This is a genomic window from Dysgonomonas sp. PF1-14 (genome assembly GCF_029892965.1).
Lineage (GTDB): Bacteria > Bacteroidota > Bacteroidia > Bacteroidales > Dysgonomonadaceae > Dysgonomonas.
On record NZ_JARXWN010000009.1, the window covers coordinates 113,576 to 127,129 of the forward strand.

7 protein-coding genes are annotated in these 13,554 nt (G+C 41.7%); all 7 read left to right on the top strand.

From position 1 onward, the window contains the following. The first annotated feature begins 32 nt into the window (after positions 1 to 32). The 7 genes from M2448_RS12160 to M2448_RS12190 all read left to right on the top strand — a co-directional run bounded on the left by M2448_RS12160 (position 33) and on the right by M2448_RS12190 (position 13,276). Complete coding sequence (locus tag M2448_RS12160; protein WP_280646223.1) at positions 33 to 2,312, top strand: cation:proton antiporter; 2,280 nt, start codon at positions 33 to 35, stop codon at positions 2,310 to 2,312. A gap of 35 nt (positions 2,313 to 2,347) precedes the next feature. Next, positions 2,348 to 4,564: a hypothetical protein gene (locus M2448_RS12165; protein WP_280646222.1), complete on the top strand. Its 2,217-nt coding sequence runs from the start codon at positions 2,348 to 2,350 to the stop codon at positions 4,562 to 4,564. 179 nt (positions 4,565 to 4,743) lie between these two features. Beyond that, on the top strand, positions 4,744 to 6,489 hold the full coding sequence (locus tag M2448_RS12170) for a phospho-sugar mutase (RefSeq protein ID WP_280646221.1): 1,746 nt from the start codon (positions 4,744 to 4,746) through the stop codon (positions 6,487 to 6,489). 557 nt (positions 6,490 to 7,046) lie between these two features. Then, positions 7,047 to 7,520 carry a MarR family transcriptional regulator gene (locus tag M2448_RS12175; protein WP_280646219.1) on the top strand — a complete coding sequence of 158 codons (474 nt, stop codon included), beginning with the start codon at positions 7,047 to 7,049 and terminating at the stop codon, positions 7,518 to 7,520. A gap of 16 nt (positions 7,521 to 7,536) precedes the next feature. After that, positions 7,537 to 8,658, top strand: coding sequence for an efflux RND transporter periplasmic adaptor subunit (locus M2448_RS12180; protein ID WP_280646218.1), 1,122 nt, complete (start codon positions 7,537 to 7,539; stop codon positions 8,656 to 8,658). Positions 8,659 to 8,690: 32 nt separating this feature from the next. Continuing rightward, complete coding sequence (locus M2448_RS12185) at positions 8,691 to 11,861, top strand: efflux RND transporter permease subunit (RefSeq protein WP_280646217.1); 3,171 nt, start codon at positions 8,691 to 8,693, stop codon at positions 11,859 to 11,861. Positions 11,862 to 11,863: 2 nt separating this feature from the next. After that, the gene (locus M2448_RS12190; protein WP_280646216.1) at positions 11,864 to 13,276 is read left to right on the top strand and encodes an efflux transporter outer membrane subunit; all 1,413 of its coding nucleotides are present in this window, start codon (positions 11,864 to 11,866) and stop codon (positions 13,274 to 13,276) included. Positions 13,277 to 13,554 lie beyond the last annotated feature (278 nt).

A 13,554-nucleotide genomic window follows, 5' to 3' on the forward strand; every position in this document is an offset into this window, starting at 1 on the left:
AAGGATAGGGCATAAATGGCGGATTGAATTTGATGAAAAAATATAAAAATCTAATATTCTATATTTCTATAATCGGAATCTTTGTTGCATTGGTTTACCTGATGTTAAGGCTTGGCAGGCTAAATCTGGAAGCACAACTGAATGTATATGGACTAGCTCCTAAAAGTACAGCCTGGAAAGATTTCTTACGGCATCTGACCGATGATCTGGCTGCACCGATGGCTATCCTGCTACTCCAGATAGTCGTTATCCTGCTTGCAGTAAGGATTTTCGGGTGGATATGCCAGAAAATAGGGCAACCCACCGTTGTCGGTGAAATCCTTGCCGGAGTTGTGCTTGGCCCTTCGTTGCTCGGATTATATTTTCCGCAAGTATCCCATTTCCTTTTCCCCGAATCTTCGCTCGACACCATACGTTTTCTGAGTCACATAGGGCTTATCCTGTTCATGTTCATTGTGGGCATGGAGCTGAATCTGAAAACGATAAAGAACAAAGCCAATGATGCTCTGCTGATAAGCCATACGAGTATTGCCGTATGTTTTGCTCTGGGGGTAGCAATAGCCTATTACCTGTTCGGAAAGTTCACCCACGAAACTACAATTTTTCTTCCTTTTGCCCTCTTTATGGGAATAGCAATGAGTATTGCGGCATTTCCGGTGATGGCACGTATAATACATGAAAAAGAGATCAACAAAACACCACTGGGTGCTACTATCATAACCTGTGCCGCCATAGACGACATTACGGCTTGGTGCCTGTTGGCTGCTGTAATAGCCATTGTTAAGGCCGGGTCATTTGTCAGTTCTTTATTCATCATCCTGCTTGCCGTCGTATATGTTGTCTTTATGTTCAGGGTGGTACGCCCATTTCTGAAAAAGATTGCCGATATGCAATCCTCCAACAGGGTTATAAGCCGTTCGGCTATCGGTATATTTTTCCTTATTTTATTCCTTTCGGCGTATGCTACCGAAGTGATCGGAATACATGCCCTCTTCGGGGCATTTCTGGCAGGTGTAATTATGCCGCCGAATGTCAATTTCAGAAACCTGTTCACCGAAAAAATAGAGGATGTCTCTTTGGTGCTGCTGCTGCCATTGTTCTTCGTATATACCGGATTGCGCACTCATATAGGCTTGCTGAACGAACCCGGATTGTGGATGATTTGCGGCGCTATCGTATTCCTTGCCATCATGGGTAAGTCGATGGGGAGCGCGTTAGCTGCCCGGTTTGTCGGAAACAGTTGGAAAGACAGCCTCACTATAGGTGCACTGATGAATACCCGAGGATTGATGGAACTTGTGGTACTCAATATCGGGCTCGATCTGGGAATACTCACACCGGAAGTTTTTGCAATGATGGTTGTAATGGCACTGACTACCACATTTATGACATCTCCATTGCTCAACCTTATAGATAAGGTGTTTAAGCGGAAACAAAAAAATCCGGAGGTTAAGGAAGAGAAAAAATATAAAGTACTCGTTTCATTCGAAAATTCGGAAATGGGACGTAAACTACTATTCGTAGCCAACAGTTTTATACGAAAAAAGCAAACAGGTTCAGAACTTACAATGCTACACCCGTCGGAGGGTAACCTGCTCTACCAATATGGTATAGAAGAAGAAGAGAAAGACCTTTTCAGACCGGTATGGGAAGAAGCCCACAGCCTGCAACAAAACTTTATTCCCATGTTTAAAGTTGTAGGAGATGTAAGTACCGGAGTTGTGAAAATTGCAAACAAAGGCGATTACGACCTGCTACTGATAGGATATAAAGATTCTCTGTTTTCGGATAATGTTTTTGGTCGCTTTCTCGGATTTTCGAACAGGTTGATACACATACCGAATTATTTTCTGACAAAATTCGGCAACCAGAAAAAGTGGAGCCGTATGTTGATGGCACCCCTCGATGAGAGTACCCGTACCATAGTTTCCAAAAGCGATATGCAGGTTGGCATATTTATTGATAAAGGATTAGTAAGTATGCGGAATATTTTTATTCCGGTATTCGACGAAGACGATATCTTTGTAGGAGACTTCATGCAGCGGCTTGCTGAAAATTCATATGTAAGGATTACACTATGGGATGCAATAGGACTGATGGACACGTCGATGGAATTTATAAAATCGGTACGGGAGATCAAAGCTATAAATCCTTATCTGTTCCAGCTTTGGAACAACAATATTCCGGTAGACAGCGACATACTGAAAAAACAGGATTTGATAATGATCAGCCTGAACAGTTGGATAGAACTGGAAGACCGAAATCCGAAACTGATGAAAGACGCTCCTTCTACACTGGTATTGACCGACTAAAAAATGCAGGTAGGAATTAACAGGAAAATTAAAGAATGAACAGCCGGGAGATAATATCACTTAAAAAAAACATATTACTTAATCTGTCAAAAAGGCAGTTAAAAGACGCTTTTGGATCGTTAGCAAAACTAACTGTCAGTACACAGGACTGGAAAATATCGGAAACATTGAGCGAACTGGAGACGAATTATAAGTATATGCTTCATTATCTCTTCGAAGGTGTGGAAGATCCCGAAAGAGAAAATGTATATAAAAATTTGCTCCGGTCATTGTATGAACTGACTGATGATGCATCTGAAGAGCTACTGAGAATAGAATCTACAAATATCTTCTACGAAAAGTACCGGATAAACTCGTTAAGGGATAATTCTTTGACCGATTATCCTAATCAACTGAAAGACATTGCAGATTCACTTTCATTAGTCGATCTGCTGGAAGAAGGTGACGAGAAAAGAAACAGGAAACAGGAACTTGCCATACGACGCGAGCGTATCGGCTCCGATATGTTCAACACGATATTTGTATCTCCGCGAGCTGATGAAAAGGAATTACAGGCTTATCTGGCTTTCGTGTCCAACAACGAACTGCCTATGCGTGAAAAAAGCCTGTTTGTATCAGCACTTACTCTGAATCTGTTTCACCGCTTCGATGCCCGCAAAGTACAGGTTTTGATGCAAGCTGCTTCGTCCGACAACATGCAGTTGCGCGAAAGAGCTATTGTAGGATTGGTAGTAGTCATGCAAATGTATGATATACGCTGGTCTCTGTATCCCGAACTACAAAGCCAACTGGATATAATGTCTGAAAACCCGCAATTCAAAAAAGCTGTCCTTCGCATTATTATACAACTGATACGCTCACGCGAAACCGAACAGATCAGTAAAAAGATAAGAGAAGAGATTCTGCCCGAAATGATGAAATTCAACAATCTGGCAGGAAGGAAACTCAACATGGAAGAACTTATGGGCGGCGATTCGGACTTTTCGGAGAAAAACCCTGAATGGCAAAAAGAACTGGAAGAATCGGGGCTGGGTAAGAAACTACAAGAATATTCCAACCTGCAAATGGAAGGTGCAGACGTTTTCCACTCTACATTTTCAGGGCTGAAAAGCTTTCCTTTCTTCTCCGAAATGGGAAATTGGTTCCTACCTTTCGAGCCGTCATATTCCGAAATCGCCATGCTCTTTCCGGATGACAACAAAAATAATTTGCTAAAGACAGCTGTACTAGACTCAGGGCACATGTGCAATTCCGATAAGTACTCGTTTTGCCTCAGCCTTGCGCAGATATCTCAGTCGCAGCGCGAAATGATGATGGGACGTATGGGTGCCGAATCGGAAGAGATAAAACAGTTGCAAAAAGAAGCGCAGGCATTGAATCCGACTATAGATGACGAAGTGGTTTCCAACCAATATATACAGGATTTATACCGCTTCTTCAAACTGAATCCGTACCGTAGCAGTTTTTTCGATATATTCAAGCTCAGTCTTAATTTCTACGAGAAGAAGTCGATAGCACCGCTTATATCGGATATTGACAGTATGAAGAAAATAGCGCATTACTGTTTCGATAAAAACAATTTCAGCGAAGCACTGGACATTTTTCAGAGACTGGCTGCATTGGATGACCGCAACGATGACCTGTGGCAGAAGATCGGTTATTGCAAGCAGATGCTCAACGATCAGGAGGGAGCTTTGGATGCTTACCTGAAAGCCGATTTCTTAAGACCGAACAATTCGTGGATCATCAGACGAATAGCACAGCTTTACCGCAGCCTGAAGAAACCAGACTTGTCGCTGGACTACTATAAAAAGGCTTCGAAACTCAATCCGGACAATATCAGTACCGAACTGAATATCGGACACTGTTATCTGGAAATGGGCAATTATGAGGAAGCTCTCAACACCTACTTTAAAGTAGAATTGCTCGATTCGAAAGGGACTAAGGCACAGCGTCCACTTGCATGGACTGCATTTCTGCTGCGCAAATATGACGTATCGCAAAGATATTATAAACAAATACTGGCAGGTAAACCTACCGAGCACGACTATCTGAATGCAGGGCATGTGGAACTATGTATGGGAAACAAAAAGGAAGCAATAGAACACTACAAGCAGATCATATACAAAACAAATGATTTCGAACTATTCGAATTGCTGTTCGATGCTGATCAAGACACCTTGAAAGAGCATGGTGTGAATGACAGTATATTCCCGTTCCTGTTCGACCAGATAAAGTATAGTGCAAGTTAATCAGTCTCCCCGACCGAATAAATTTTGTAATAAAAAAATGCAAAGAAAACGATTGCATCATCTTTTACCTATATTTATCCACTTACTTAACCCGACAACGGCAAAAAATTATTATTTTTGTTACTTACATTTTGATTTTGATACTACAATAAGAAACTAAAATAAAAACAAAGAGAAGCATGGAAAACAATGATTTGCTATTGCAAGTAACGGCTAAAGCCAAAACATGGCTGTCTGACAAATACGATGCCGACACAAGAAAAGAAGTACAGGCATTATTGGACAAAGAGGATAAAACAGAGCTGATAGAAGCTTTTTATAAAGACTTAGAATTCGGTACAGGTGGTCTTCGCGGCATTATGGGCGTAGGCACCAACCGCGTTAATATATATACTATAGGTGGTGCTACACAAGGATTGTCGAACTACCTGCTGAAAGAATTCTCAGCCCTTAAACAAATAAAAGTAGTTATCGGGCACGATTGCCGCAACAATAGCCGCAAATATGCAGAAATTTCTGCTGAAATATTGTCAGCAAACGGCATTAAAGCATATCTTTTCGAAGACTTGCGCCCTACCCCTGAGGTTTCTTATGCCATCCGCAAACTGGGAGCTCAGAGTGGTATTATGATCACAGCTTCGCATAACCCTAAAGTATATAATGGCTACAAAGCATATTGGGACGATGGTGCACAGGTAACCCCTCCACACGATAAAAATATAATTGCAGAAGTAAATCGCGTAAATGTAGAAAACATCAAATTTAAAGGCAATAAAGACCTGATAGAAGTGTTGAAAAAAGACATGGATGATGCCTACATTGCCGATCTGAAAACACTTATGCTATCCCCTGAGTCTGTAAAAAGACATGGTGGTATAGGCATCGTGTACACTCCGCTACATGGAACAGGACTTACCATTATACCGAAAGCAATGAAAGCATGCGGGTTTACCAATATTATTAATGTGCCCGAACAAGATGTATTGAGCGGTGAGTTCCCTACTGTAGTATCTCCTAACCCGGAAGATCCGGCTGCTATGGCAATGGCTCTGAAAAAAGGTGAGGAAACAAATGCAGAACTTGTATTTGCTACCGACCCCGATGCCGACCGCTTTGGTGCTGCTATCCGTAACGATAAGGGGGAGTTTATCCTGTTGAACGGAAACCAGACAATGCTCGTACTTATATATTATATAATTACCCGCAAAAAAGAACTGGGGCAACTTACCGGTAAAGAATATACAGTACGCACTATTGTTACCAGTGCCCTTGTACAAACCGTATCGGAAAAGAACGGCGTAGAAATGTTTGAATGCTATACAGGCTTCAAATGGATTGCCTCCGTAATGCGCGACCTTGAAGGTAAACGCAAATACATAGGCGGCGGTGAAGAAAGCTACGGATTCCTTGCCGAAGATTTCGTCCGCGACAAAGACTCTGTTTCGGCCGCAATACTCTTCGGAGAAATAGCTGCATGGGCTAAGGACAATGGAAAAACTCTGTACGAAATGTTGCAGGATATCTATGTAGAGTACGGTTTCTCGAAAGAGAAAGGTATCTCTGTAGTAAAGGAAGGCCGTACAGGAGCAGAAGAGATAGAAGCAATGATGAAGAACTTCAGAGAAAACCCGATCAAGCAGATTGCCGGTTCTAAAGTAACCCTCATCAAAGACTTCGTTACCCTGAAAGCCAATGATCTGGAACTGAACGAAGAATATACACTCGAAATGCCGACAACATCTAACGTACTGCAATACATGACCGAAGATAAGACTAAAGTTTCAATCCGTCCTTCGGGTACAGAACCTAAAATTAAGTTCTACATTGAGGTACACAGCAAACTAAAATCAAGAGCTGAGTTTGACGCCGTAGATGCAGCTGCCGACAAAAAGATAGAGCAAGTATGTAAAGATTTAGGAATTTAACAACTCCAACATTATAAATAACTTAGCCGGATAATCAATTTATCCGGCTTATTTTTTCATAAAAAAAGTCATAATTCACAAAAAAAGTAGTTCCTTTGCATGAATTTTTCAGGAATGAACATTCATTCTACACTATTATCCTCATTAGGTATGGTATCTATAGCAGATATACGGCATAATGCGGGGAGCAAAATGCGGACAGAAGTACAATGCCCCTGCGACAATACGGAAAGTATGAACCTCAATGCAATGGTACATATAATAAAGAACAGGTTACTCATTCTTATAAACAATCGTGAACATAATAAAGGAAAAATATGTTATCTAAAAACTAGCTGCTTATTCTTATTAAGCAACAGATCGCCCAGACTGATTTATATTTTTAATAACTCAAAAATCACAACAAATACATTTTGACATTAAAGAAGTGTGAATGAAATGAACGAATGTTCATTTATTCGCATAAAAAATGTTAAAGAATCGATTTTTAATAAAGATATTGGCAACTTATTATAAGTACACTTACTATATTTGTCCCCGATTTAAATATTTATTAAATGGATGAAAAATGTAAAAAACTAGGCAACCCAAATGATGATATAGGATATCTTATATGGAGGGTAACTAAGTACTGGCAACGGGGCAAGCATAAACTGCTGGATGAATTCGGCCTTACAACTGCACAGTTGGAATTACTTGGAGCTATCTGTCATATGTCGAGCCACAATATAGAAGCTACACAAATAGCATTGTCGCAGGAAACAGAAATAGATCCTATGACAACATCTACAGTATTGCGAAACCTACAGAAGAAAGGCTTGATCAGCCGGCGCGAAAGCACGACCGATACAAGAGCCCGCATAGTGGAACTGACAGATGACGGTTCGGAACTCTTTGCTAAAGCAATAACAAAAGTAAAGGAAGGACAAGATCTATTATTCGAGAATATAGACAAAGAACAACTAAAACAACAGCTCCAGCTTCTCTTACAGGAGATGGACAGACTAACTAAAATAAACAACAACAATTAAATAAATTTTATTAGGTATGAACGTGAAGAAGATTGTTTTTGGAGCAATGGCTCTGTTAATCATGGTATCTTGCGGTGGTGGCAAGAACGCCAATCCTTTTGGAGGAGGTGACGAAGGACCTCAGGCATATAAAACGACTGTCTTAGCAGAACAGTCAATCGAACTGGAAACAGTATATCCTGCCACTATCAAAGGTCAGGAAGATATAGAAATAAGACCGCGTATTGATGGATTTATCGATGCAATACTTGTGGACGAAGGATCTGTCGTTAGCAAAGGGCAAACTCTATTCAGAATCAATTCACCTTCAGCCGACCAGGCTGTAACTACAGCAGCAGCAGCTGTAAAAAGTGCTGAAGCTCAGGTAGAAACAGCACAGCTGAATGTGGACAGGATCGCTCCTTTGGCTGAAAAAAACATTGTTAGTGTTACACAATTGTCAACATATCAGAATGCTTTGCTGGCAGCAAAAGCAACACTGGATCAGGCTAATGCTCAGCTGACTAATGCGAAAGCAACAAAGAGTTGGACAAATGTAACCAGCCCGGTTAGCGGAGTAGTAGGCACTATTGACTTCCGTCAGGGAAGTTTGGTGAACTCAGCCAATACGTTGACAACAGTATCCAGCATTAACAATGTATTTGCTTACTTCTCTATCAACGAAAAGGAGTTTGTAAATCTGTTAAGCGGATTGGAAGGAAAAACTCAGGCTGAGAAAATTAAAAATATACCTGATATAACCTTGAAAATGGCTGATGGTTCCATATATCCGGAAAAAGGTAAGATCAAAACCATTACCGGACAGGTTAACGTAAATACCGGAACAGTAAATCTGCGTGCCGAGTTCCCTAACTCGCAAGGCATACTCCGCAGTGGCTTTAGTGGTAACGTGTCTATCCCAAGACATCTGCAGAATGCCATTGTTATTCCTCAGGATGCTACTAAAACACAGCAGAACAAATATCTGGCATACAAAACACAGGGCGACACCATAGCTGTACAAACACTAATCTCAGTTATTGCGACTCCTGACGGAAAAAGTTATGTTGTAACAGACGGACTCAAAGCCGGAGATCGTATCATCGTAGAAGGTATGGTGACAATGGCTGATGGTAAGAAAATCATCGTAGAAAAATAAATCCGGAAAATAAATAATAAAACAAGATTACAATGTTAAAAACATTTATAGAAAGACCTGTATTATCCACCGTTATCTCCATCATCATTGTGGTGCTGGGTATAATCGGTCTGGCTACACTACCGGTAGAACAGTATCCGGATATTGCGCCGCCTACAGTGCAGGTACAAGCATATTACACCGGTGCCAATGCCGATGTGGTAATGAACAGTGTGGTAATCCCCCTCGAAGAGCAAATCAATGGTGTAGAGGGTATGACATATATGACATCGTCGGCTAGTAATGGGCTGGCTCAGGTCAGAATATTCTTTAAACAAGGAGTAAATCCCGATATCGCAGCCGTAAACGTACAAAACCTTGTTGCGCGTGCCACTCCATTGTTGCCGACTGAGGTAACGCAAGTAGGGGTAACCGTACAAAAACAACAGAATAGTACATTGCTGGGATTAACGCTATCGACTGACAACCCCGACTATGACGGAGAGTTTATACAGAACTATGCAAATATCAACATCCTGCCACAGATCAAGCGTGTTTACGGGGTTGGTAACGCCAGCGTGTTCGGGGCAAAAGACTACTCCATGCGCGTATGGCTAAAACCGGACATAATGGCATCGTATAAGATTTCTCCTCAGGAAATCATTGGTGCATTGCAGGATCAGAATATCGAAGCAGCTCCGGGTGAGTTGGGAGCTAACAGCGACCAGTCGTTCCAGTATACAATGAGATATACAGGAAAGTTGAAGACTGCCGAAGAATTCGGGAACATCATCGTACGTTCTCAGAATGGGCAAATATTAAGGGTAAAAGATGTTGCAGATGTAGAATTGGGATCACTGAACTACAGTGTTGTTTCACAGACAAATATGGACCAGTCTGTATTTGTCCAGATCAACCAAACTGCGGGTTCTAATGCGCAGGAGGTTATCAACAATGTGAAAGCTGTATTGAATGATGCTGAAAAAGAATTACCTAAAGGGGTAAAGATCAACTACATCATGGACTCCAGCGAGTTCCTTGATGCCTCCATCGAAAAAGTAATACATACATTGTTAGAAGCATTCGTACTTGTATTTCTTGTGGTGTTTGTGTTCCTGCAAGACATCAGGTCTACCATCATTCCGGCTATTGCCGTACCGGTAGCTATTGTGGGTACATTCTTCTTCTTACAGATATTCGGATTTTCTATTAACCTGCTGACTCTGTTTGCTCTCGTACTTGCCATTGGTATTGTGGTGGACGATGCCATAGTCGTCGTCGAGGCCGTCCATGCTCAGCTCGATGCGGGAGAGAAAGACCCGAAACAAGCTACTTTAACAGCTATGGGTGAAATTGCACCGGCCATTGTATCCATCACACTGGTTATGTCTGCTGTGTTTGTCCCGGTCAGCTTTATCGGGGGAACGAGTGGTATCTTCTTTAAGCAATTTGGTCTTACTCTGGCTATAGCCATCCTTATATCGGCAGTCAACGCTTTGACTTTGAGTCCGGCTCTCTGTGCCTTGTTCCTGAAACCTCATGACAATAAGCATGAGAAGAAAGGCTTTATGCAGCGTTTCTATCACAACTTCAACATCATGTTCAACAGTGCAACACAGAAGTATAAAAAGAGCCTGCAATTTTTAGGAAAACGCGGACACCGTTGGATCACAGTTGCCATCATAGTTGTAGCTTCAGGTATATTATTCGGTCTGATGAAGCTCTTGCCTACCGGTTTCGTACCGAACGAGGATAGTGGTGGTGTAATCGGATTTGTTACACTTCCTCCCGGAGCATCTCTGGAAAGATCCGACTCTATGGTGATGCAGGTTGTAAAAATAGCTCAGGAAATAGAAGGCGTACAATCTGTAACCAATATTACAGGGGTAAACTTCATGGCCGGTATGGGAAGCTCGTATGGTACTATAATTGTAAAAATGGAACCATGGAACCAACGTAAACTTTCGACCAATGAGGTAACAGCGTTACTTAAAGAAAAAACAGCTCATATAAAAGACGCTACATTCTTCTATGTTGCCACTCCTACCCTTCAGGGATTCGGACTTGGTGCTGGAGTTGAAATGGAATTGCAAGACCGTATGGGTGGCGATATCAATAAATTCTATGAAATTACGACCAACTTCATTGCTAAATTGCAGCAACGAGATGAGGTAATGATGGCTATGACCAACTTCAACCCTGGTTTCCCTCAAAAAGAGATCAGTGCGGATATACCGAAAATCAAAGCTGCCGGACTAACATTATCTCAGGTGATGAATACCCTTCAGGTATATGTCGGAAGTTCATATATATCTACCTTCAACCTGTATGGAAAGCAGTTCCGTGTAATGGTACAGGCTGCTCCTGAATACAGAAGTAAGTTGGAAGACCTGAACGGATTGTTTGTACAGACAGCAAGCGGAGATATGGCGCCTATTACAGAATTTATCCATGTAACTGATGTTAGTGCACCTCCTACTTTGAGTCGTTTCAATATGTACTCATCTATGGACGTAACTATCATCCCAAATATGCTGGAAGGTAAAAGTACAGGGGACGTTCTGAAAATCATTGATGAAATGTATCAGGACAAAACGATTTTCCCAGAGGGATATACATACGAATATGGAGGAATGACCCGTGAAGAAGCAGGAGCAGGAAGCCAGACCATACTTATTTTCGGTATCTGTATCATCTTCGTTTACTTGCTGTTGTGTGCCTTGTACGAAAGTTACATTATACCACTGGCAGTATTATTCTCTCTGCCTGTAGGTTTGGCGGGCGTATTCATCTTCCTGATGATATTCGGTGTGTCGCAGGGTATTGTAAATAATATTTATGTCCAGATATCGATGGTCATGCTCATCGGACTATTGGCGAAAAATGCAATTCTGATTGTGGAATACGCATTGCAACGCCGCCAGCAGGGTATGAGTATTGTAGAAGCCGCCGTAAACGGAGCTGTAGCACGTCTTCGCCCGATCTTGATGACATCGTTTGCTTTCATCGCCGGATTGTTCCCGCTATTTATTGCAAGCGGAGCCGGAGCTATCGGTAACCGGTCTATCGGTATCAGTGCCATCGGTGGTATGTTTATAGGAACAATGATTGGAGTCTTGGTTATTCCGTCACTCTACATCATATTCCAGACACTTCAGGATAAAATAAGTAAATCAGGTATGATAAACTCGAACGATGAGTTTATAAACAAACAAGGTAAATGATTATGATAAGAAAATATACAAAAGGTGTGATTCTGTTGGGAGTAGTACTCTCAATGGGACTCACCTCCTGCGGAGTCCTGAATTCAAAATATAAAGCACCTGAAATAGATACTCAGGACATGTTCAGGGGAGAGAACCCGACAGATACAACAACGATTGCAAATATTCCATGGAGAGAATATTTCAGAGATCCTGCCCTTCAGGCATTAATAGACGAAGGTTTGGCCAATAACTACGATCTGCGCATTGCATATACACGTATTCAACAGGCCGAAGCCGGACTATATGTAGCCAAATCGGCGTACTTCCCCACTGTGGCACTAGGTGGCCAGGTTACACATACGCAAGTAAGTAAGGGTCCCGATGGTAAAGAAAGAGTACTGGGCTACAATGGCGGAGACCAATGGGCACTGGGATTTGTGGTGCAATGGGAGGCTGATATATGGGGAAAACTCAATAGCAAAACCAAAGCGCAATATGCAAATCTGGTAAGTACATACGGTTATCGCAATCTGATACAGACATCTCTGATTGCTAATATAGCAACTACCTATTACTCGTTGCTTGCACTGGACGAACAGTTGATCATCACACTGCGCACAATAGAACTGTTGCAGGAAAGCACCTCTACGATGGATGCCATGATGCAGGCCGGATTACTCAACAGAGCCGGAGTAAAACAAAGTGAAGCACTCTTACGCAGTACAATGGTTAGTGTTCCAAGTTTGGAAAATCAGATCAGACAACTGGAAAACTCACTGAGTATTCTGGTAGGACGTAAACCCGGATCTATAGCCAGAACCACACTCACAGAGCAGACTGTGCCTAACGAACTGGAACATGGTGTTCCGGCTCAGATGCTGGCTAAGCGCCCGGATGTATTACAGGCTGAAATGGGCTTCAGATACGCTTTTGAGATGACAAAGGTAGCACAGAAATCGCTGTATCCGTCATTAACTCTTGGCACGTCAAGTGTCGGTTTCGCATCCAATACGCTATCGCAGTTCTTCAAACCTACAAATATTCTAGCCAATATAGTAGGAGGACTGACTCAGCCTATCTTTGCAGGTAATCAGCTGAGAGGACAATTGAAGGTAGCTAAGGCTCAACAGGAAGAGGCTTTGCTTACATTCGAACAAACTGTATTGAAAGCAAGTCAGGAAGTATCAGACATCATGTACGCTTACGAGTCTTCACTCCGTAAGAATGAAAACCGCAGTAAACAGGTAGATGCTCTGGCTATAGCTGTAGACGACACCAAACTATTGCTGAAAGCAGGTGAAGCTAACTATACCGAAGTGTTGAATGCTGAACAAAACCTGCTTCAGGCCGAGCTTGGACAAGTAAGTGACAAACTGGAACAGTTACAAACCTCTGTGAATCTGTACAGAGCACTTGGAGGTGGTATAGAATAACAAGATCATCTGATTAACACATAGATATCAAAGAGGGGATTTTCTGAAAAGAGAATCCTCTCTTTATTTACTCAAAAAGTAAGTAACTGTTTAAATTTGATTGGCAATCTTATTTTGTATTATTTCAAATATATATTTTTCTTTTTATTCGCAGGTTTAGCAGGCTAAACCAAGAGTCAAAGAATAATCTGAAACAGTTATATGAAATATTTTCGGTCAAATTTAAACAGTTACTAAGAGGTATATGCTTTTATTGTCTATATTTACAGACCTAAAAA

Coding starts and splice junctions, on each gene's coding strand:
- M2448_RS12160 (WP_280646223.1), top strand. CDS start 33: ATGAAAAAATATAAAAATCTAATATTCTATATTTCTATAATCGGAATC.
- M2448_RS12165 (WP_280646222.1), top strand. CDS start 2,348: ATGAACAGCCGGGAGATAATATCACTTAAAAAAAACATATTACTTAAT.
- M2448_RS12170 (WP_280646221.1), top strand. CDS start 4,744: ATGGAAAACAATGATTTGCTATTGCAAGTAACGGCTAAAGCCAAAACA.
- M2448_RS12175 (WP_280646219.1), top strand. CDS start 7,047: ATGGATGAAAAATGTAAAAAACTAGGCAACCCAAATGATGATATAGGA.
- M2448_RS12180 (WP_280646218.1), top strand. CDS start 7,537: ATGAACGTGAAGAAGATTGTTTTTGGAGCAATGGCTCTGTTAATCATG.
- M2448_RS12185 (WP_280646217.1), top strand. CDS start 8,691: ATGTTAAAAACATTTATAGAAAGACCTGTATTATCCACCGTTATCTCC.
- M2448_RS12190 (WP_280646216.1), top strand. CDS start 11,864: ATGATAAGAAAATATACAAAAGGTGTGATTCTGTTGGGAGTAGTACTC.